At 43.6% G+C, this 21,479-nt stretch carries 17 protein-coding genes; 5 read left to right on the top strand and 12 right to left on the bottom strand.

Annotation, left to right across the window (positions count from 1 at the left end; all coding sequences use genetic code 11):
* Positions 1–74 precede the first annotated feature (74 nt).
* The 7 genes from OGM16_07450 to OGM16_07420 all read right to left on the bottom strand — a co-directional run bounded on the left by OGM16_07450 (position 75) and on the right by OGM16_07420 (position 9,450).
* The gene (locus tag OGM16_07450) at positions 75–1,061 is read right to left on the bottom strand and encodes a glycosyltransferase family 2 protein (protein UYJ48071.1); all 987 of its coding nucleotides are present in this window, start codon (positions 1,059–1,061) and stop codon (positions 75–77) included.
* Positions 1,054–3,279: a glycosyltransferase family 2 protein gene (locus OGM16_07445; GenBank protein ID UYJ48070.1), complete on the bottom strand. Its 2,226-nt coding sequence runs from the start codon at positions 3,277–3,279 to the stop codon at positions 1,054–1,056. Before OGM16_07445 ends, OGM16_07450 begins: the two co-directional genes overlap by 8 nt.
* A complete protein-coding gene (locus OGM16_07440) occupies positions 3,269–4,309 on the bottom strand; it encodes a glycosyltransferase family 2 protein (protein UYJ48069.1) in 1,041 nt (346 codons plus the stop codon). Before OGM16_07440 ends, OGM16_07445 begins: the two co-directional genes overlap by 11 nt.
* Positions 4,306–5,262 carry an NAD(P)-dependent oxidoreductase gene (locus tag OGM16_07435; GenBank protein ID UYJ48068.1) on the bottom strand — a complete coding sequence of 319 codons (957 nt, stop codon included), beginning with the start codon at positions 5,260–5,262 and terminating at the stop codon, positions 4,306–4,308. Before OGM16_07435 ends, OGM16_07440 begins: the two co-directional genes overlap by 4 nt.
* Positions 5,263–5,273: 11 nt before the next feature.
* Positions 5,274–6,407 carry a class I SAM-dependent methyltransferase gene (locus OGM16_07430; GenBank protein ID UYJ48067.1) on the bottom strand — a complete coding sequence of 378 codons (1,134 nt, stop codon included), beginning with the start codon at positions 6,405–6,407 and terminating at the stop codon, positions 5,274–5,276.
* Positions 6,404–7,369, bottom strand: a complete 966-nt coding sequence (locus OGM16_07425; GenBank protein UYJ48066.1) for an NAD(P)-dependent oxidoreductase — start codon at positions 7,367–7,369, stop codon at positions 6,404–6,406. Before OGM16_07425 ends, OGM16_07430 begins: the two co-directional genes overlap by 4 nt.
* Positions 7,370–7,443: 74 nt before the next feature.
* Positions 7,444–9,450: a thiamine pyrophosphate-binding protein gene (locus tag OGM16_07420; GenBank protein ID UYJ48065.1), complete on the bottom strand. Its 2,007-nt coding sequence runs from the start codon at positions 9,448–9,450 to the stop codon at positions 7,444–7,446.
* Between the two features lie 267 nt (positions 9,451–9,717).
* Between OGM16_07420 and OGM16_07415 the strand changes: the two genes are divergently transcribed.
* The gene (locus OGM16_07415) at positions 9,718–11,136 is read left to right on the top strand and encodes a cell wall-binding protein (protein ID UYJ48064.1); all 1,419 of its coding nucleotides are present in this window, start codon (positions 9,718–9,720) and stop codon (positions 11,134–11,136) included.
* Positions 11,137–11,349: 213 nt separating this feature from the next.
* Positions 11,350–11,835, top strand: coding sequence for a hypothetical protein (locus OGM16_07410; protein UYJ48063.1), 486 nt, complete (start codon positions 11,350–11,352; stop codon positions 11,833–11,835).
* Between the two features lie 12 nt (positions 11,836–11,847).
* On the opposite strand, the gene OGM16_07405 is transcribed toward OGM16_07410, so the two are convergent.
* Positions 11,848–12,669: a glycerophosphodiester phosphodiesterase family protein gene (locus OGM16_07405; protein UYJ48062.1), complete on the bottom strand. Its 822-nt coding sequence runs from the start codon at positions 12,667–12,669 to the stop codon at positions 11,848–11,850.
* Positions 12,670–12,788: 119 nt separating this feature from the next.
* Between OGM16_07405 and OGM16_07400 the strand changes: the two genes are divergently transcribed.
* The 3 genes from OGM16_07400 to OGM16_07390 all read left to right on the top strand — a co-directional run bounded on the left by OGM16_07400 (position 12,789) and on the right by OGM16_07390 (position 18,004).
* Complete coding sequence (locus OGM16_07400; protein UYJ48061.1) at positions 12,789–13,103, top strand: hypothetical protein; 315 nt, start codon at positions 12,789–12,791, stop codon at positions 13,101–13,103.
* Positions 13,104–13,274: 171 nt separating this feature from the next.
* Positions 13,275–14,204 carry a hypothetical protein gene (locus OGM16_07395; protein UYJ48060.1) on the top strand — a complete coding sequence of 310 codons (930 nt, stop codon included), beginning with the start codon at positions 13,275–13,277 and terminating at the stop codon, positions 14,202–14,204.
* Between the two features lie 44 nt (positions 14,205–14,248).
* The gene (locus OGM16_07390; protein UYJ48059.1) at positions 14,249–18,004 is read left to right on the top strand and encodes a DEAD/DEAH box helicase; all 3,756 of its coding nucleotides are present in this window, start codon (positions 14,249–14,251) and stop codon (positions 18,002–18,004) included.
* A 386-nt stretch (positions 18,005–18,390) separates the two neighbouring features.
* On the opposite strand, the gene OGM16_07385 is transcribed toward OGM16_07390, so the two are convergent.
* The 4 genes from OGM16_07385 to OGM16_07370 all read right to left on the bottom strand — a co-directional run bounded on the left by OGM16_07385 (position 18,391) and on the right by OGM16_07370 (position 21,477).
* Entirely contained in the window at positions 18,391–18,702 is a 312-nt protein-coding gene (locus OGM16_07385) for an RloB family protein (protein ID UYJ48058.1), read from the bottom strand.
* 3 nt (positions 18,703–18,705) lie between these two features.
* Positions 18,706–20,091, bottom strand: coding sequence for an ATP/GTP-binding protein (locus tag OGM16_07380; protein ID UYJ48057.1), 1,386 nt, complete (start codon positions 20,089–20,091; stop codon positions 18,706–18,708).
* Between the two features lie 167 nt (positions 20,092–20,258).
* Positions 20,259–20,702: a hypothetical protein gene (locus OGM16_07375; GenBank protein ID UYJ48056.1), complete on the bottom strand. Its 444-nt coding sequence runs from the start codon at positions 20,700–20,702 to the stop codon at positions 20,259–20,261.
* The gene (locus OGM16_07370) at positions 20,671–21,477 is read right to left on the bottom strand and encodes a transposase (protein ID UYJ48055.1); all 807 of its coding nucleotides are present in this window, start codon (positions 21,475–21,477) and stop codon (positions 20,671–20,673) included. The genes OGM16_07375 and OGM16_07370 overlap by 32 nt, the downstream gene beginning before the upstream one ends.
* Positions 21,478–21,479 lie beyond the last annotated feature (2 nt).

The following is a 21,479-nucleotide window of genomic DNA, read 5'->3' as shown; positions in this document are numbered from 1 at the left end:
CTCTTAAAATTATAATAAAATTTGTGCTTCTTGTTTTCATGAATGATGGAAACAAGAAGATGTAATGGCTGAACTCACAATTTTGCCGCCTGTCTCGCCAAAAATTCCCGGATATACAGCAGGGTTCCGGTACATAACCCCCACTCAATAGCCAAATAATTTTTCAGATGCTTCTTATCATATTTCACTTTTCTGCACTGTTTTGCAGTTTTAAATCCCTCTTTTAAACCGTCAATGTAATCCTTTCCAAAGCCGATCTTCCTGAAAAAAGCATATTTTACCAGGATTCCAAGTCCCAGGGGAAGACTGTTTAATACCAGCTGGAAAAGAGGCATGTTTTTATAATTCAGATACACATTATTCCTTGCTGCCAGCCGCACCTTAAAGGAATTATAGCGGGAACCGCTGGTGCCGCTTCCTACATGATAAACGACCGCTGTGGGGCAGTAAATATTATCATATCCATAGATACGGGCCCTGTAGCCCACATCAATATCTTCCAGATATGCAAAATGCATCTCATCAAAATAACCGATGGTCTCAAATACCTCCCTGCGGTAAATAGCAGCCCCAGCACAGGCAGAAAATACCCGAAAGACTCTGTTATAGCCGCCGGAGGGCCGTCCCACGCCCCTTTGAAAAGCCCATCCCATAAGAGTATACATATCTCCCGCATCATCCATTTTGCTGTGGTCATACAGCTGGATCATCTTGCTGCTGACAGAAAATATCTTCGGCGAACGCTCAATGGCCTTTATCATTTCCCCGATATAATGGCAGTCCGGCTCCGTATCATTATTTAAAAGGATCACATAAGGTGTTTTTGACGCCCTGATCCCCACATTGACAGCTCCGGAAAATCCGGTATTTGTCTCAAGGAAAATACTTGGGATCTCATGTTCCTTTAACCATTCCACACTTCCGTCCCCAGAGCCATTATCCACCACCAAGATCTCAAAATCCCGGCAGATCTGCATCTCCAGCGCCTTAAAGCATGGCTCCATAAACTTAAGTCCGTTATAATTGGGAATAACCACCGTTACTTTCGCAGCATTACTCATCACTGTTTTTCTCCTCAGGTGCAAACTTGTCGTAAACAGACAGGTCGTATGGCTCTCCGATCTTTTCTTTTAAGAGATCGCGAAGAGCAAAATTGGACTTTCTAAGGGTCAGGTTCGGGTTGTAGTAAGGATCACCATTTTTAATGATATCCGGCCACTTCTTAATGAAAATAGCCACCTCCCTGTTAAATCTGGCCACCTTCTCCGGTGTATCTTCCAGACCTCTGGACTTGGACTCATAATGGTAAAGGGTTGCATAAGGTGCATACACTACCAGTTTTCCCAGCGCCCGCACTTTCATGCAGTAATCAATATCATTAAAGGCAACTGCCAGCTCGGTACTTAAACCGCCAACTGCCTCAAACACAGACTTTTTAGTCATTAAGCAGGCCGCAGTAACGGCGCTGTAATCCTGGGCGCACATTGCCCTGTGGAAATAGCTGTTTTCCGCCTTATGAAGACCGATAAAGGTATGTCCTGCAATACCGCCAAAGCCAATAACAACGCCTGCATGCTGGATGGTATCATCTGCATACAGCAGCCTTGCGCCTGCAATGCCAACGTCCTCTCTCTGGCAGAAACCAAGCATTTCCCGTATACTGTCAGGCTCCAGCAGCTCTGTATCATTATTCAGAAGAAGCAGATATTCGCCCTTTGCAAAAGATGCGCCGAAATTATTGATAGCAGAATAATTAAAGCCCTCTTTCCAGGTGACTACATGGAACGCCGGATGCTTTTCTTCCATTTCCTCATAATAAGCAAAGGTCTCCGGCTCTGTACTGTTATTTTCCACAATAATAAATTCCAGGTTCCGGTAGGTAGATTTCTCTAAAATAGAGCGGACGCACACATCCAGATCCCTGCTGTGATCCTTATTGGGGATAATAATAGAAACTAAGGGTTCCCCCTTGATCTTAAAGGTAGTATGGTAAATACCATAATCTACACCCTTTTCCACTTTCTCTGCTGCAATTCCCATACGCTCATAATGAGCCATAATGGCTCTGGCTCCCGCCTCAAAAGCATACATCTTGCTTTCCGGGTTGCTGGCAGTTGATCCCTGATGGCAACGCCAGTGATATAGCACCTGGGGAATATGGACGATCTCTTTTGCCTGTTCTGTGCAGCGGAAGATAAAATCATAATCCTGCGCCCCGTCAAATTCCTGTCTGAAGCCGCCCACCCGGTCCAGTAATTCCTTTTTTACAACAAATAAATGACAGATATAATTTACACTGGTAAGCAGATCCGGGTTGAAATCCGGCTTAAAATGGGGATCAAATAAGGCTTTTCCATCCATATCCAGCTTATCTTCATCAGAATACAGCACATCACAGTCCGGATGCTTGTTAATAGCCTTTGCCACCTCATAAAAAGCCTGGGGCGGAATGGTATCATCATGGTCTGCCAGGATCACAAAATCACCGGCTGCCATAGAAAGGGCCCCATTGGTATTTCCTGCAATGCCACGGTTTCCCCCTAATATCTCATAATGGATACGGGGATCCTTTTCTGCATATTTTTTCAGAACCTTTTCCACATCCTGACCTCTTGGGCTGCCGTCTGCAATGCAGACCTCCCACTGTCCATAGGTCTGGTCCAGAATAGAGTCTAACATTTCCTTCAGATACCGTTCCGGTGTTTTGTATACCGGTATCACCACGGAAAATAAAGGCTCATACTCAAAATGAGTCTCCCTCTGGGCCTTTAAGTCTTCTTCTGTAGGCTTTGTCAGGTCATACCACTCACCGTAGTCGTAATCATTGTCCAGTCCCTGGATCTTGTGACAGGACTTTTTAATAAGGGCACGAAGACCATTTTCCTTCCAGAAATCAAGGGCAACGTGGACTGTTTCCATGTTCATCAGATCCTTGATCTTTTCCATGCGCTTATGGGCCACACTGGCTCTCTTTGTGATCAGTTCTTCATTATATTTGATCTTTGCCTGTCTGCCGTCACAGCGGATCAGCAGCCAGTAACTTTTTCCCCGCTCATAAGGAAACTGGATATCAAAACCAAATTCCCGGTCGATCACTTTCTTAAAATAAATCTGGCTTACATCATCTCTTCTGGTAGAGACCATTTTGCATTTCACCGGCTGGTGATGTTCATCCTCTACCCGGAAAGTGACCTTGCTCTCCGGTGACTTTCCCAGTGCCCAGCCGTTTAATGTGATCGAATTTTCACGGATACGGACCACATCTACCTTATACTTCATTTTCCTTACCGTCCTTTGTATCTACGTCCTTTGTATCTACGTCCTTTGTATCTACGTTCTTTGCATTTACGTCCTTATTAGCATTTTCCCTTTTCTGGTCAAAATTCAGTCTTTCTTCTTCAATGACCAGAGGACGCTTCATCACACGCTGGTTGATACTCATAATATACTCACCCAGAAAACCAATGAAAAATAACTGGACAGAGCCTAAAAACAGCATTCCAATGAGCATTGGCGCCATACCTGCCGGGAAACGGTCCCACCAGATCAGCTTCATTACCAGATAAACCAGTGCAATGATCATACTTCCTGCTGCGCAGATACCGCCGAAAATAGTGGCCAGACGAAGTCCCTCTTTTGTATAAGAAGTAACACTTAACATAGCCGCATCATAAAGACGGTAAAAGTTGTTGTGTGTCTTACCTGCACGGCGTTTTGGCTGCTCATAAGGGATCTCCTTGCGCTTGTAGCCAAGCTCTGCCACGATACCACGTAAAAATGGCGTTGGATCATCTAATTTACGCAGGATCTCAATAAATTCCCTGTCATAAAGGCCGGAGCCTGTGAAATGCTCGATCTGCTCTACCTCTGACATCTTTTTAATGACCTTATAATAACAGGTACGAAGCCAGTACATAACCTTATTTTCCTTGCTGCTGGTCTTAATACCGATAACGATCTTATAGCCCTTTTCCCATTCATGGACATACTTTGGTATCATTTCTACCGGATCCTGGAAATCCGCTACCATTTCAATCACACAGTCACCTGTCACCTGAAGCATGCCATAGTAGGGGGAATTAAACTGACCGAAGTTTCTGGCATTAAAAATAGCCTTTATCTTCGGATTCTGCCTGCAAAGCTCCCGGATCACATCACGGGTGCCGTCAGTGGAATCATTATCAATAAATACAAGCTCATAGTCATACTGGGGCAGCTCCTTCTCTATAATATCGGTAACTGCCTTGCTGATAGGGCCTGCATTTTCCACTTCATTATAACAGGGAATCAATACACTGATCTTTTTCATAGGTTTTTGTTCTCTTTCTCTTTTTTCATCATCGTCTCAATGCCTTTACGGAAGGTAAATCTTTCCTGCCAGCCACCGGTAAGCAGCATAAGGCGGGAAATATCCGGCTTTATGGAAAGCGCGCCTTCTTTTGCCTGGACAAAGGTGCCATATTCCAGCTGGCCTGCGCCGCCGGCAATGGTATGGATCTCCTCAACAAAGTCCTTTAACACCCTGGTGTCCCTGCCTGCAATATTTACGATCGTATTTACAAGTCCGTTTTTCTTAAACCCTTCCTCTGCTGACTGGGGCAGATGTGTATACAATTCATATACAGCTTCCACTGCATCATCAATGTACATAAAATTCCACTGATGCCTGCAGGCGCTCAAAGAAACCTTGTTTCCCGCCGGAAGCTCCCGGACCAGTGTGGAAATAATAGACCAGGGATGATCCCCTGTTCCATATACACTGAAAAAGCGCAGATGCACATAATGGAGTCCCAGGTCTGTGCAAAGAGGTGCTGCTTTCTGGTAGAACTCCCATTTTGCCTTTCCATACTGGTTTACAGGATGACAATCAATATCCTCCTGCATAAAACCGTCTGTCAGGCCATATTCCACTCTGGAACCGGCATCCATAAACATGGTACAGCCAAGCTCCTTTGCTGCACGGATGCATTCTAAAGAACCGGCCACATTTTTTGCCTGGACCTGTGGCGAGTCGATCTCCTGACGGTTTACACCGCCCCAGGCAAGATGAAAGAAAGCATCTGCCTGTCCGATCTGGCCTATGCAGTCCATTACATTGCTTAAACCACAGGAAACCATATGAAGTTTTTCATCCTTTGGAAGTGCCTCTAAATGGCTGGACTCCGGACGCACCAGTGCAAAAACCTCTGCCCCTTTCTCCAAAAACAGTTTCGCCAGATTACTTCCAATAAAACCAGTAGCTCCTGTTATGACTATTCTCATTCCATTTCCCCCTAAACCATTTCCAGATGATTAGAGCGCATGGCACGTATCTCTATCTTTTCACCAAAACGTTCTCTGATGATCTTTGCGATCTCGTCTGTATAGCCGGGAGCTGTGATCACAATAGCATCTACCGGATGTTCTTCAAAATGATCCGGCGGTACAATAGGCAAATGGGATGCAGGAGCAAATTTGCCATGCTTAAATGGGGCAGAATCAATAATATACTCCACATTTTTCCCAAGGCTGGTAGTAGCCGCCAGGGTAAAGCCCTGATGACTGGCACCCCACATACATACCTTCTTGTTCCATGCCTTCAAATACTTCATATATGTGTCCATTTCAGAACGCAGGTTTACATAACAATCAAGGAGGTTTTCTGTCTCCATCTGGGGACGCTTGCGCACCACCAGAGATAAGGTATCCCTGTTAACCATAGACGCCTCTAACACTGCAAAGCCGCAGCGCTCCATAAGAGAGGTAAGAGTATCAAAGGTATAATACGCAATGTGGTCACGGATCAGCTCATAATAGCTGCTGTGTTCCATAATATACTCAAAGCTGGGCACAGTGACCAGTCCTATGGCATCATCTTCCAGATTATTCCAGATGGCCCTGAGCATAGTCACCGGATCCGGCTGATGTTCCAGGAAATTAAAGGACAAAAATACATCGTAAAGTCCCCCTGGGATCACTGTATCCTCTGTCTCTGTAAAGCCCTGTACCACATCAATACCCTTGCTCTTTGCCAGCTTCACTAACTCCGGATCATGTTCCATTCCATGGACCTCTACCGGAAATTCCTTTAAAACCTGCAAAAACTCCCCTTGTCCGCAGCCAACTTCAATAAATCGCCTGCCTTCCAGGTGATAGGTCTCTATGAGATGTTTATACTGCTTTCTGCGAAGCTCTGCCATAGTGGTAGAATATCCACCGGCACGGATCACATCCCGGTAATAATCCACAGGCTCGCAGTCAAACTGCACCAGACCACAGCCGCTGCACTGGCATAGATCCAAAGTCAGTCCCTTATCTGCTCCCACATGGTCTGCATCAGGCATATGCTGCGCAGATGCCGGCATATTATCTAATGTAAGAAGCGGGGTCTCCCAAAGAGGAGCTCCGCAGGCAATACAACGTTTCATTTAACCTGTTCTCCTTTTATAGTCTCCAAAATTCCTTCTTTAAATGATACCTGCTGGTGAAAACCAATGGCATTTTTCAGCTTGCTAAGCTCCGGCATCAGGGAAACACAGCCTTCTGCATTTGGCGGCCGGTACCCGAATTCATAGCTTCCTTTTTCACCGCAGATCATAAATAACTCTTCTATATACTCTTTTAAAGGTCTTGTATCTTCTCCTGCCACATTATACACGCCTGCTGCGGCTTTGCCAAGAAGAAGTTTTACCAGTATCCTGGCTGCTTCCCCTACATACAGGAAGTTCCACTGCTGGGTGCATGGCCCCATTTCCATATGTCCGCCGGATAAAAAGGTACGGATACAGGTCTTAATAAGAGACCATGGATGATCACCTGGGCCATATACACTGAAAATGCGGGTATGGATGTAATCCACCCCCAGTTCCTTTGCTGCCTTCGATGCCTGCTGATACACCAGTACCTTATCCTTTCCATATTCAGATACAGGATGACACTGCTGTTCCTCTTTCATCCAGCTATCACAGATCCCATATTCTGCCTGAGAGCCGGAAAACAGGAAACGGCTGCAGCCAAGAGCCGCCGCTGTATAAAGAGCCTGAATAGCGTAACCAATGTTCTTTTCCTGCAGCTTTACATCCTTTCTCTTGTCACTGCCTGCGCCGTCCCAGCCTAAATGAAGCCATGCTTTTGCCTGCAATTCCTCTTTATTGTAAATTTTTTCCAGTTTTTCAATCTCTCCCAGCTCACAAAAGCAAAGTTCCAGATTTCCAATGCTCTCTCCTTTTTGCTCTGCCCGCTGTTTTAAATCCTTAAAAAGCTCCTGTAATGCCCCGGCCCCGGCAGATGCCGGCCGGGATACTGCAAGCACATTTTCCCCATTTACCAAAAGCTCTTTTACAGCTGCCCTTCCAATAAAACTGGTAGCTCCTGTAACGATCACAGTCATAGGATGATCGGTCCTTTCTTAGTTACATCTTTTATTTTTTACATCGCTTAGTTACATCTCTTTTTTACTTACATTTATCCTTTGATCCTTGGAATGATCATATTCTCATCCATTTCCTCATCAGGAAGGAAGGGAGCCAGATCTTCCAATGGAGGAGATACCAGTGTTCCATCCGGCAGACGTTTCGCAGATGACTTAGGCTCAAAGTTCTGATCCGTAGATACAAAGATCTCGCAGATCACAGGTCCTTCCATTGCCAGTGTTTTCTCCACAGCCTCTGCCAGCTCCCCATTATGCTCTGCTCTCACATAAGGATAACCATAGGCAGCTGACAATTTCTCCATATCCGGGAAGCTGAGGTCGCCGCTGTCATATCCAATGCCTATTAACGGCTCACCAAAGAAATTCTTCTGGGTCTGGCGGATGGAATGATAGCCGCCATTGTTGATCAGAAAGATCTTAATTCCCATTTTATGGTGGATAATGGTCTGCAGCTCCTGGATATTCATCTGGATGCTTCCGTCACCAGTTACCAGGATCACATCTTCTCCTTCCCTGGCAGCGCCCATGCTGTAAGCACCGTCTTTTCTGGAAGCGGCCCAGATACCGATCGCTGCCGGAAGATCATATCCCATGGACGCCACTGCTGAATTGGAGATAAATCTCTGTCCCTTTTTAATGATCTGGGCATGACCGCCTACAACGCAGGCAGAACCATTTCCCACTACTGTGATCTGGTCTTCCTTCAAACGGCTGCTGATAGCCTGAATAGCTGCGTATACATTAGCTGCCTTCTCTTCACTCTGGGCCCAGTGCTTCTCCTGTACCACCGGATATTTTTTCTTCCACATAGCACAGGTCTCATTCCAGGTCATTCCCTTAATGCCTTCACCATAAGCAAAGACCTGCTTCTTCCCTGGCTCACTTAAACTATCTGGAAGTGTATCCTTTTCTGCCTCCAGTACCTGATCCAGGCACTGATCCATCACTGCCAGCAGGTCTGCTGCATCTGCATGGACCGGCATATCCACATGTATGGAAGGCTTCTTTAACTCTTCCTCATCAATATCATTTACGATCACATAAGCAGCTCTGGCCCATGTTTTATAGTTATAGCCCACCTGGCGGATGCTTAAACGGCTGCCAATAGACAGCACCAGATCACTGTTCTGGATAGCAAAATTTCCCGCCCGGTCTCCCATATTTCCACCGCGGCCTGTATATAATGGATGCTCATCCCAGATACAGTCCTCACTGTCCCAGCCGGTAACTACCGGAATACCCAGCTTTTCAGCTACCTTCATAAAGGTCTCATGGGCACCAGCCAGACGGATGCCATTTCCCGCATTGATCACCGGGCGTTTTGCCTGACGGATCTTTGCGATAATAGTCTTTGCTGTCTCTTCTGTCACTTTCTCTGGAAGGACCTGGCGTTTTTCCCCTTCGCCCGCTTCATCTTCCGGGATAGCAGGCACATTTTTCTTCTCTGCCCAGCCATTTCCCCCTTTTTCATAATCTTCCGGGTCAAATCCAACAAGCTCATCTGTTTCCACATAAGCGCCCTGGACATTTAAAGGAATATCCAGCCAGCTTGGACCCTTGCGGCCGGAATCAGCCAGATACAATGCCTTTTCCATACAATAACGGATACGCATAGGATCAATGACCATTTCTGAATACTTAGTCATACAGTCAATGGCCTTACAGATATCAAATTCCTGATCCCCCATAGCGCGGATGCCTGTGCCTGACCAGCGGGCTGTGGTATCATAGCGCACCTGTCCTGAAAGCACGATCATAGGGATCGAATCCAGCCACGCTCCCAGCACACCGGTAATGGCATTGGTGCCCCCGGGGCCTGTTGTTACGCAAAGAGCTGCCATTTTATTATGGATCCTGGCATATGCTTCTGCTGCAATGGCACAGGCCTGCTCATGATGATCATAAATACAATGAAGTCCCTTCTGATGTCCCAGTGCATCATCCAGATGCATGGCACCGCCTCCAGTAACCATAAATGCCTGGTGGATACCGGCCTTCACTAACATTTCAGAAATATAATTTGAAACTTTCATCCTCATAATAGTCTTCTCCTTTAAGTCCGTTTACCCATTGATCTATCTGAAAACAAGCATACCACAAAATCCTTAAAAAACATACTGTCTTTTTCCTTAAGGGGGTCCCCTTCTCACCTGTTCCCAGGTGTGGAAACCATGCCCAGACTTACCAGTAACCTTCACTAGAAAGGCAGATCCAGCCTGGTTATAATGACCTACGTAATGCAGACAACAGATCAACAGCCACCGGCAAACTACGATCAACACATTAAAAAGGAGAGATTTAATATTATGAAAAAACAGGCAACATTTCTGGCTGTATTATCCACCGCAGTATTTACTGCATCCATGGCGTTCCCTGCTTATGCAAAAGCAGCAGGCTGGACCGAAGATAACGGCAACTGGTACTACTACGATTCCTACGGAGATCCCCTTACTGATACATGGAAAAAATCCGGGAATGACTGGTACTACTTAAACTCAGACGGGATCCGCGCTTACTCACAGCAGGTAGATGAATACTATGTAAACGACGAAGGTAAACGCGTCACCTATCAGTGGGTCTCCATTGAAAACGAAGACTACTGGAACGAAGATGATGCACCTGAATTCCTCTATTACTATTATGGAAAAGACGGCAAAGCCTTAACTTCCACCTGGGCTTCCATTAACGGCAGCTGGTACTACTTTAACGAAGACAGCATCATGGAAACCGGTTCCATCCAGGTAGATGGCTATAACTATTACCTTGGGGAAGACGGCAGCAGAAAGACCGGATGGGTCCTTTTAGAAGAAGAAACAGATGACCCGGAAGATCTGGAAGCATGGTATTACTTTGATGGCAACGGCCGCCGCGTAGAAAATGAAGTAGATAAAAAGATCGACGGTGCTTACTATACCTTTGAAGACGGAAAAATGCAGACCGGCTGGTATAAGCTTCCTGCTGCTGACAAAAATCCAGCTGAGAAGCTGACTGAAAATTCCGGTTCTGAAAATACCGATGCTGAAAACACAGAGACCGCCACTGGTTCAAACGCTGAAGCTGCAGAAAACAACGGATCAGAGGAAACTGCTGCTTCTACTGCTTCTCTTCCAGCCATCTCAGGCTACAAATACTATGACGAGGACGGAAAACGTGCTTCCGGCTGGCGCACCATTGAAGGTGTGGAAAACATCAGCGAAGACGGCGAATATTTCCGCTTCTACTTTAAAAACGGTACTCCTTACTACGGAAAAGAAGGACTTGAGATCTTCACCATTGAGTCCAAAAAATACGCATTTAACACTGCCGGTGAAATGCAGACCGGAAAGCAGTCTGTAAAAACCTCAGAAGGCGTTTACGCTAACTACTATTTTGATGAAGAAGGTGTTATGAAAACCGGCAAACAGACCATCTATGACGAGGATCTTGGCGAGACCCAGAACTGGCTCTTCCACGCAGAAGGCACAAAAAAAGGTCAGGGCTACCACGGCATCAAAGACAACACCCTCTATGTAAATGGTCTCCGCCAGGAAGCCGACAGGGATCTGCGCTTTGCACCAATGTCCTTAGACGGCATCCGTTACCTGGTAAATGTAAACGGCACAGTCCAGAAAGCCGGTTCAACCTCCAAATCTGCATCTAAGCCAGAGCTTGGCAGCGGATATAAAGACTTCAAAGACGAAAATGAAGTGATCTGGACTGTTAATACAGAAGGTATCATCCAGTAATAAAATCTCTGCCACACTTTATGGCAGGCTATACAGCTTTCACCAAAAAAGGCGCTCCTTTATCATCCGTTCACAAAAAGGAGCGCCTTTTTTTGTGCATTTTGACGAATTTTGAAAAAAATTAAAAACAGGCGGTATATTTTGGGGATTCGCGCGTTATTTATAGTGTAAGGATTTTTTTAAACGAACATTTTACTCAAAGGGGGATTTGTGATGAGAGAACTTGCTGTTTTTTACTGTCCAAAATGCGGATACTACGCCTACTACCAGACTTCACGCCATCCACAGTGTCCCAGATGCTTCTATCCGGATGAGATGCATATGGTGCGTATGCATTACAGGGAATTTATGGACATGGGATGTAAAGAAAGGGACGATTATCTGGCCCTTGAGATCTTAAAGGGCAATCCGTCTTACATAAAACGGATCACCGCACCACATAAGCGTTTCAACAGCCGTGAGATCATTGCAGAAATGAACATTGAGATCATGCGCCTTGACACAGAAAACAAAATACTCAGCGACACTGTCAAATGGATGCATGACACCATCTGGGAAATGATCCGTGAACAGAAGGGCTACACAGATAAAAATGTGGCTGAGATCTTAAACAGCCTTGAAAATGATGATTCGTTGAAAAATCCTCCAGAGGATACAACCACTGCCAAACCGTCTGCCAGTGAGCACACCCATCATTGATCTGGATGAACGTTAAAGACTACGGAGGGATCCCGGCTTATCTGTGATCATATTATCCACCTGGGCCTCTTCGCACTTTTTTAAAGAATAAGCATCATTAATGGTCCAGGCCACAGCCTTCTTTCCAAGACCATGTATCTGATCCACCAGTTCTTTCCTTACCAGCTCGATGCTGATCATAAACTGGTCCGCAGCCACATACTGCCCCGGATCTCCTATATCCCTGGAAGTGATATAACCAGTCTTAAAAGAAGGCTCCAGCGCCTTTACCTTCACTAAAACATTATAATCAAAGGATGTGATCATGCACTGGTCCACCATTTTCTTATCCCGGACCAGCTGTATGACTCTGTCCACAAAATCACCACTCTGGGTCCCGTCTTCTTTTATCTCAATATTTAAGGAGATCTTCCCCTTACAGGTATTTAAGGCCTCTTCCAGAGATGGTATCCTTATGCCTCCAAAGGCCGGTCCCATACTGTCCGCCGGATGAACCGCTTTTATTTCCTCCAGCGTCAGATCCCGGATCTTTGCATCCTTTCCCATGATCCGTTTTAAATTACAGTCATGGAAAACCACCGGCACATTATCCTTTGTTTCATTTACATCCAGTTCGATCCAGTCAGAACCACTCTCTATAGCCTTTTCAAAAGCAGGGAGTGTATTTTCCAGCGCCTTTAAGGAATCTCCTCTGTGAGCCGTAATCTCCACCTGATCGATCCAGGAAGTCCCCTGTGCATATACAGGCATCGTCTGCCCCAAAACCAAACAGGCTGTTACCATACAGACTGCCTTTTTCATGTAATTTATTCTTTTTTTACCTCTTAAAATCATAAAATATCACTTCCTAAGAAAAATTTTCACTTGAAATGCAGGTTCTGATGCCCTATATTAGAATGTCAGGGGCAAAAACATTTTGCCGCCAACCTTATATTTACTAAAGAGGAGCAAAAATGGATATCAATCAATTACTTAATGAACTAAAAGAAACCTATTCTTTTTCCAATGCAACATACACCCAGACACCAGGGGAGACCATGACTGACTTTGTATTCTGCCTGACCCAGGACCAGATCACCCGGTTCATCCAGAAAGCCGGCCGACTGACCTCCATCGTAGAATCCTGCGCAAATATGATCAGCATCTGCGAACCAGGTTTAAAAGATACCTTAATGGCAACTACCATCCGCTGTATAGGAGCAAACGAACTGCATATCCGCACCTGTGATTCCATGATCAAAATGCTGATCCAGTCTCTCTTTGACTAATGGGTAGTATAACACAATTTTTTGCAAAAATGCTCATTGTAAAAAAGCTTTCATAAAACCGTAAATATTTTTAGACATCCCCTTATAAATGATGTACAATATATGTATCTATACTATGCACGATCCATATTCAGTAAACTTGTATACTCATTATAGAAAGGGGATATTTTTATGCAGAAAAAACACTTGCGTATCCTGGCAACAGCAGCCTGTTTAAGTGCAGGACTGGCATTTTCCGCCTATGGAGAAGAGGCCATTTCCTCTGTTCCGCTCTCCTTTAGCTGGGATGGTGCCCCAAAAGGCGGAGAAATGGTAGGCACACTGACCGCTTCTACCACCAGCAAAGCCTTTATTGTAGAAGGAAGCGAATACTTAAAAGATGATGATACCTGGACCTACGGTGAATGGCCCTGCGCTGAGATCGAACTTTCCGCAGCAGAAGGCTACCATTTTTCCAGACCAAACCGCCGTACCTTCTCATTGTCCGGCTGCAATGTCCAGTACAAGAGCGCTGAGATCGACAGTGACGGAAGTACCCTTATCCTGCAGGTCTACTTATCCCGTATCGGCGGTCAGCTTCCAAAGATCACTGACCTTTCCTGGAGCGGCAAAAACGCTGTATGGGACAGCATAGAAGGAAGTGACAGCTACGAAGTATGCCTGAAAAAAGACGGCAAGACACTTGTGACCATAAACTCTAAAGGAACCTCCTACGACTTCTCTGACTACATCAACATTGCCGGCTCCTATACCTTCACAGTCCGTGCCGTCACTACCGCCAGCAACCAGAACAGCACCTGGTCCACAGGTTCTGAACCTTACATCCTCACCTTAGAAGATGCCTGGTACAGTGACAACGGCATCTGGAAACAGGTAGGAAATAAATGGCGTTTCGTCTATACTGATGGCTCTTACCCCACCTTCAGCTGGCGCCAGATCAAAGAAAAATGGTACTACTTTGACGGAAACGGCTATATGGTAAGCAATTGCTATGTAAAATCCCTTGCTGAAAATCTGTATTACCGGATCGGAGAAGATGGTGTGTGGGATGAGACCGGGGATACATACACTCCCAACCGGGCGAAATACACTGTTTATTAAAATAAATCAAAAATATACTGATAAAAAACGAGGATATATACACCATGAGATGGAGTCACTTATTCAGCAGCACAATCCGAAACCGGGGATTTCTATATTATAAAAATGGACATGTAGAAAAAGTCCACAAAGCAGGCAACACTTATACTGGAACCGTAACCGGTTCCAGTTCTCATATCTACCAGGTCACGGTCACGGTAAAAAATGATGTGGTCCGCTCCATGTCCTGCACCTGTCCCTATGCCCAGGGCAGGATCGGTTGTAAACACGAAGCTGCTGTTTTATACATGATCGAACAGGAACCTGAACTGATCCAGGACTCTGGTCCTGCAAAACCCGAAAAGCCGGATCCGCCTTTAAATCCCCTTATTTTAGATCAGCTTATGGCATCTCCCGGAAAATACACCTACTTTCATCCGGAAGAAATGGGAAAGTCCCTTCCCATCACCACTTCCATGTGGGAAAAGGCACTGGATTTTGTGCGTGAAGGCAAGCTTAAATTAAGCAGCATGAACACCACATTTTCCGGAGGATACTACTATTCCCAGGATGATTCCCTGAAGCTGGATATTACCGGCAGCTTTCCCAAATCTGAATCTTCCTACCGGCCAGAAGTCAGGATGACCTGCGATTCCACCCATATCCTCCAATGTAACTGTACTTACAAAGGCTGCAATGCCCATTATGACATTGGATCTCGTTTCGGTGCAAAGATCCCCTGTATCCATGGTCTTGGGCTGTATTATCTTGCAGGTTTAAAAATTAAAAAAGAAAAGCCCGGTGATGCCACTGACCGTGGTGGTCAGGATTTTCTCAGCCGCTTTCAGATTTTTAATATTCAAAATAAGCTTTTGGACATTGCAGACCAGCTTCCTGGAGAAACATTAGAATTAGAGGCCCGGCTTAACGATAAATACTTTGATGGGCTGACTGTTTCCTTCCGTATTGGCACTAAATCCCTGTATATAATTAAAGATCTGACACACTTTGTAGATCAGATGGAGAAAAAGGCTGTAGCCCCATTCGGCACAAAAACCACCTTAAAACTGGGAGAAGAATACCTTACAGAACAGGGAAAACGCTACTATGCTTTCATAAAAAAATACATTACCGAGCAAAACAGATACAATGCTTATTACCGCCATTCACCTGGCCAGTCATATTATGCAGAAGAAATAAAGCAAGAACTTCCTCTCTTTGGCCAGCGCATTGACGATCTGTACGAAGCCATTGGAAATCACACAATAGAGCTGTCCTCCTATGACAGATCCAAAAAGAAGAAAGAAATGCTCACCTGCCACGATGCATCTCTCCCTCTTTCCTTAGAGCTGTCACCTGTGTACACAGTAACAGGCTACTCAGCACCCTTGACAGATGCCAGTGAAAATTCACTGCCATTTGATGAATGTTTCGATGGCATCTGCATAACCGGTTCTCTTCACGAAACCATTAACGGTGCAAATGCTTCTTATTATGTAGCGCCACCTTATTTTAACCGCATTTCCAAGGACCGGATAAAAGAGATTGCTCCACTGGCAGCTATGGCTTATGACGGCCAGCTTCAATTCACCATCGGCCGCCGAAATCTGTCTCAGTTTTACTATAAAACACTGCCATGGATGCGAAGCATTGCAGACGTAGACGAATCAAAGCTGGGCGAAATACAGCCTCTGCTTCCCCCAAAAGCCCATTTTTCCTTCTATCTGGACACAGAAGAAAACAGGATCAGCTGTAAAGCAGAAGTTTCCTATGGTGAGCAGTTCACAGCCCCACTGGTTAAAAGAGAGCTGTCAGAAATATTACCGGAAACCTTCCGTGATCCAGACCGGGAATTTGATGCTGCACAAACCGTCTTAAGCTACTTTCCCTTTACAGAAGCAAATGGCCGTTACCACAGCGAAAAAGACGAAAGTTCCATCTTTGAAATTTTAACTAAAGGCATAGATCGCTTCCTCTCACTTGGCGATGTTCATACCACAGACCGCTTCCGCAGGATCACCATCCGCAAAACACCAAAGCTTTCCGTGGGCATTTCCCTGGATAATGGCTTACTGGACCTGTCTATTTCAGCAGAAGGCATTTCCAACGAAGAGCTGCTGGAAATCCTGAAAAGCTACCAGAAAAAGAAGAAATTCTTCCGCCTGAAAAATGGGGATTTTCTGAAATTAGAAGAGGACGCTGAAGATAATCTTCTCATACTGGAAGGCCTGTTCGATCAGCTGCAGATCTCCCCAAAAGACTTTGTAAAAGGGAAAATGCACCTTCCGGCTTACCGGGCACTGTACTTAAACCGTCTGATGGAACAGTCCGAAGAACTGTATACACAGCGCGACCGCCATTTTAAACAGCTGATCCGTGAATTTAAGTCTGTTAATGACACTGACTTTGAAGTGCCAGAACATTTAAAAGCCACCATGCGTAATTATCAGTCAGACGGATATAAATGGATCCGGCTTTTAGACCACTTTGGATTTGGCGGTATCCTTGCAGATGAAATGGGTCTTGGAAAAACCCTTCAGGCCATTTCTGTCCTGTCTGCCTGCAAAGCAGAAAATGGACACTGCCATACATTAGTAGTAACTCCCGCTTCTCTTGTATACAACTGGTGCGAAGAAATACATCGTTTCGCCCCAAAATTGCAGGCAGCTCCAGTAAGCGGCACCCAGACAGAACGGCAGCTGATCCTTGAAAAACAGGGGGATTACGATATTCTGGTCACATCCTATGACCTTTTAAAAAGAGATATCGATCAGTATGACGCACTGAAATTCGATTTCCAGATCCTGGATGAAGCGCAGTATATTAAAAATCACACTACAGCCGCTTCAAAAGCCGTAAAAGTGATCCATAGTAAGACCCGGCTGGCATTAACCGGCACTCCGATTGAAAACCGCCTCAGCGAACTGTGGAGTATTTTTGATTATCTCATGCCTGGTTTCCTGTATAAATATGAAACCTTCAAAAAAAGCTTTGAGACACCCATTGTAAAAAACAAGGATATGGCTGCATCCGAAAGACTCCGACAGATGACTGCCCCCTTTATCCTGCGCCGCCTAAAAAAAGACGTTCTCCGGGATCTTCCGGAAAAACTGGAAGAAGTACGCTACGCAAAACCGGAGAAAAAGCAGCTGGATCTGTACAACGGCCAGCTGGTGCATATGCAGAAACTGCTGAAAAACCAGAACGAAGACGATTTTAACAAAAACAAGCTGAAAGTACTGGCTGAACTTACAAGGATACGCCAGATCTGCTGCGACCCGTCCCTTTGTTTTGAAGACTACAACGGCGGTTCTGCCAAGCGGGAAGCCTGCATGGAGCTGATCGCAAGCGCAGCTGAAAGCGGCCACAAAATGCTGGTATTTTCCCAGTTTACTTCTATGCTCGAATTGCTGGAAAAAGACCTGAAAGCATCCGGTCTCTCCTGGTATAAAATAACCGGCTCCACCCCAAAAGAAGAACGTATCCGTCTGGTAAAAGCATTTAACGAAGACTCTGTTCCTGTTTTCCTAATCTCCTTAAAAGCTGGCGGAACCGGTCTGAACCTTACCGGTGCTGACATCGTCATCCACTACGATCCATGGTGGAATCTGGCAGTCCAAAACCAGGCCACTGACCGCGCCCACCGCTTAGGCCAGACCAAAACCGTCACTGTATACAAACTGATCATGAAAGACTCCATTGAAGAAAAGATCCTCAAACTACAGGAAGCCAAAAAAGACCTTGCTGATGAGATCCTAAAGGGTGAAAACGGAAACCTTGGAAGCCTTAGCCAGGAGGAACTGCGGGAGTTGATCGGGTAATCTTATCAGCGCCAAAGCTTTATTCTTGCATATCTAATATTTTAAAAGCAGTTGTCTGGAACACTACTTACTTTTTCAGATAACTGCTTTTTGATACATGTTATTCTTTTTCTATTTTATCCACATAAATCTCTGAATTAAGCATTACTCTAAAAGCTGCATTATCCGGATTTACGAAAATCCCCATTTTGCGCCCCTTTCACATTTAAAATGCCATTCGTAATTCTTTTTTGCTCTTCCTCAGATATTCTCCTACATATTTCCTAAAATCCTGATATTTAATCATTTTCAACCCATACAAGATGGTTCGATACCAATATAACGGCAAAATATGCCATTTCTTCATCTTTAAATATTCTCTGCAAAAATATATCTCACTGCAGATATTACAGGTATAGGCAAATGCCTTCACTTTTTCCGTACTGTTTCCATGAAGATGATGGACTGCTTTCACGTAAATTCTCAATTACCCTATCCAATATTTTCTTCGGATTGCTCCATCCATCCTCACTAAAACTACGAATTAATGGAATTAATTCTATTAATGGGTTTATTCCAATATCACCACGCAATGAGCGAACTGCATCAAAATATATAACTTCCGTCTCCGATCCCTCATATATAAGAAAATATTGCTTTCTGACTTCATCTGATTTTAATACTTTTGTTCTCTCTGCAAATGTTCTCTTTTCTCGCATACATTATCCCCTTTCACTAACAGGAAATACCGTACTAAATATCGGAACACCTCCATATCTGCCTTCTAAATAGGCCTTATCAATTTTCTGATCAAATCGTGTATTATATTCTTCCAAAGAATAAATATCACTTTCACCTGAATTTCTTTTATTTACAAACCAGATTTCATCACGTCGCAGCAGATCAAAATCCAATAGTCTCGACTCATGGGTTGTCACTATTAGTTGTATATTTCTCTTTGCCGCTAATTGCAAAAATGTGTCTACAAATTTATACGTTAAACTTGGATGCAGACATCTGTCTAATTCATCTATCACATATGTCTTATTCTCTTCTGAAAGCAAAACTACTAATAAATCCAAAATACGTATTGTTCCATCCGATTCCTCAGATATATTAAATAAAACATTTTCTTTTCCATGAGAAAACTTTATCGTCTTACACTCAACTTTCTCATTCCTATCTATAGTCAGTATGAAAAAATCTTTTGAGGACCGCATTACAACGCTAAATCCCTTAGCATTCTCATCATTCTTCATTTCTACCGTTTTTTTCTCAATTTCCGAAAGTATACTCTCACGAATAGCCTTTGGAATATTTCCTAACACTTTCTCTGGTGCCACATCTACCATTTTAAAACCTGTAATACCCGTTCCAAATGCAGAAATCATTCTGTAAATTTCTTCAACATTTTCGCTTTCTGCCAAATATGAATAATCTGAGATCAAAGTATTTGGATAGTTTATATCCAGATTAACCTTTATCCATCTGTAAACATCTTGGAAAACAGCTGCTTCATCATATTGTTGATACAATGTTTTTTTATTCTTATTCATAATAGAAAGGAATAATACTTCACTATCTTCCTGAATATCCTCAGCATACATTTTCAATTTTTCAATTAATCCCTTATCCCGCAGTGTATCTCCTATTTCAAACGTTCCATCTTCAATATTCCTGCTAAAAATCAACTTTTCTCGATTATCGCTTGTAAGCTCCACCAACCATTCTGAAATATATTTGCCTTGGTTTAAAATCGTTTCAAACCCATACGCAAAATATTTATCTCCCAGCATGATTTCTACTTCAAAATAGCTTGCCTTTTCCCTATTTGCCTCATCTACTTTACAATACATATCTGTGTATCCTACAGGGAATCCAAATAAAACTATTCGCCTCATGTAATCCATAGCTTTCACCAGATTGGACTTTCCTGAAGCATTTGCCCCATAAATTGCTGCAAATTTTAATAACTTTATTTTTTCATTATCATATACATGTTCTTTTTTATTCCTTACTTTTCCTGCAATCATAGAAAACTCTTCTGAGCCACCGTCTTCTCTTTCAGCAAATGACAAGAAATTTTTTACATTAAATCTGATCAGCATGATTTCTCCCTTTCTCTTCTAGTTAAAAGTTATTTTTTCGTTTTTATTATAATATTATAACCATTTTTAGCCATAAATTCTACTGCAAATGTGATTTTTTCACTTTATTTTATAATAAAAAATAGAACCCAAAAGTCTAATTTAAAACTTTTGAGTCCCACATATACTCATACATCTATAATAAGTCTTTCCCCAACTGCATTATAATCACTTTTGGAGATTTTCTTTAAAACTTTTGCAGCTTGTACTGGATTTTTCTGATATAATGCCTTTAACAAAAACAAACTATTATTGCATGTAATTCCACAGGCACTTCCTATCTTTCTGAGGAACAGATCATCACAGACATAAACGGCCTTTTCTCGTTTTGCTAATATCATTGCATCAATTTGATTCCTAGATAATTTAAATACCGAACGCAGCCGATCCATATCGCATCCCTCCAGAAACGGAAATTCCAGTACCTCTTGATCTGTAACACTGCATTGTTTAAAATTTACTGCAATCTTCAGAATTCGTTCCCATCCATCTACCTCTTCTAAATCAGGTTTAATCAGAATAATCTCTCCATCCGCCGTCTTACTTACACTTCCTGGTGAGATAGCTTTCATCCTTTTTTCTTCTTCCAATCGATCTCGCAAAAATGTAATCAATGAGTCTGGTACTAAAATATTTTGCCATGATAATAAAGCTATATCCACATTTATCCATGTGCTCGATGTTCTGTTTCGAGAAATATCCGCGGTCCAAAATAAAACCAACTTTCTTATATCCATATCCCTGTGCCTTATTCAGCATCAGTTTGAGCTGCGATATATCTACAATACTACCCGGATATTTTTCATAGAATAAGGGTTCCCGGTTATTCACATCATATCCCACGGCATAGTTAAATACAGGAAATCCTATATCAACCTTGGGCTTTCCATACTCTACGATCTCGACATCACCAGCCTGGCTGTTTTTGTTTGTGGAATCGTAGGATATATATTTTTTTTCACGATGATTTCTGGAACCGTTCCATTCATTCAGAAAACCGGCATTCTGATCTTCCGTGACTGACTGGAGAAAAGCAGAAACTGTAGAATCGCTGTATATCTTCATATTTTGTGTAAACAACGGGTGATTGTAAGCGTAATCCGGATAATACTGACTTGCATTATCTTCTGTAATTATGGAATACACTGCAAGATCCAGAAAAAGACCAAGATCACGATCCTTGAAATACATTCCCAGTATTTCTTCCAGTTTATAGTCCTTTATAATCTTTCTCATCACAATAAAAGCACCGGCACGCAGACAACTGCTTCTTGTGCTTCGGTAATCAGAGATTGGCAGCTCTGCATTTGGAAAGTACGTCAGATAGTTCTGGTTTGGCCGGAACATAT

It is taken from the genome of Lachnospiraceae bacterium (assembly GCA_025758065.1).
Classification (GTDB): domain Bacteria; phylum Bacillota; class Clostridia; order Lachnospirales; family Lachnospiraceae; genus Enterocloster.
This window is presented reverse-complemented; position numbering and strand designations above follow the sequence as displayed.

What these genes read in the sequence shown, in the direction of transcription:
- OGM16_07450 (UYJ48071.1), bottom strand. Translation starts at nt 1,061, where the DNA reads ATGAGTAATGCTGCGAAAGTAACGGTGGTTATTCCCAATTATAACGGA.
- OGM16_07445 (UYJ48070.1), bottom strand. Translation starts at nt 3,279, where the DNA reads ATGAAGTATAAGGTAGATGTGGTCCGTATCCGTGAAAATTCGATCACA.
- OGM16_07440 (UYJ48069.1), bottom strand. Translation starts at nt 4,309, where the DNA reads ATGAAAAAGATCAGTGTATTGATTCCCTGTTATAATGAAGTGGAAAAT.
- OGM16_07435 (UYJ48068.1), bottom strand. Translation starts at nt 5,262, where the DNA reads ATGAGAATAGTCATAACAGGAGCTACTGGTTTTATTGGAAGTAATCTG.
- OGM16_07430 (UYJ48067.1), bottom strand. Translation starts at nt 6,407, where the DNA reads ATGAAACGTTGTATTGCCTGCGGAGCTCCTCTTTGGGAGACCCCGCTT.
- OGM16_07425 (UYJ48066.1), bottom strand. Translation starts at nt 7,369, where the DNA reads ATGACTGTGATCGTTACAGGAGCTACCAGTTTTATTGGAAGGGCAGCT.
- OGM16_07420 (UYJ48065.1), bottom strand. Translation starts at nt 9,450, where the DNA reads ATGAGGATGAAAGTTTCAAATTATATTTCTGAAATGTTAGTGAAGGCC.
- OGM16_07415 (UYJ48064.1), top strand. Translation starts at nt 9,718, where the DNA reads ATGAAAAAACAGGCAACATTTCTGGCTGTATTATCCACCGCAGTATTT.
- OGM16_07410 (UYJ48063.1), top strand. Translation starts at nt 11,350, where the DNA reads ATGAGAGAACTTGCTGTTTTTTACTGTCCAAAATGCGGATACTACGCC.
- OGM16_07405 (UYJ48062.1), bottom strand. Translation starts at nt 12,669, where the DNA reads ATGATTTTAAGAGGTAAAAAAAGAATAAATTACATGAAAAAGGCAGTC.
- OGM16_07400 (UYJ48061.1), top strand. Translation starts at nt 12,789, where the DNA reads ATGGATATCAATCAATTACTTAATGAACTAAAAGAAACCTATTCTTTT.
- OGM16_07395 (UYJ48060.1), top strand. Translation starts at nt 13,275, where the DNA reads ATGCAGAAAAAACACTTGCGTATCCTGGCAACAGCAGCCTGTTTAAGT.
- OGM16_07390 (UYJ48059.1), top strand. Translation starts at nt 14,249, where the DNA reads ATGAGATGGAGTCACTTATTCAGCAGCACAATCCGAAACCGGGGATTT.
- OGM16_07385 (UYJ48058.1), bottom strand. Translation starts at nt 18,702, where the DNA reads ATGCGAGAAAAGAGAACATTTGCAGAGAGAACAAAAGTATTAAAATCA.
- OGM16_07380 (UYJ48057.1), bottom strand. Translation starts at nt 20,091, where the DNA reads ATGCTGATCAGATTTAATGTAAAAAATTTCTTGTCATTTGCTGAAAGA.
- OGM16_07375 (UYJ48056.1), bottom strand. Translation starts at nt 20,702, where the DNA reads ATGAAAGCTATCTCACCAGGAAGTGTAAGTAAGACGGCGGATGGAGAG.
- OGM16_07370 (UYJ48055.1), bottom strand. Translation starts at nt 21,477, where the DNA reads ATGTTCCGGCCAAACCAGAACTATCTGACGTACTTTCCAAATGCAGAG.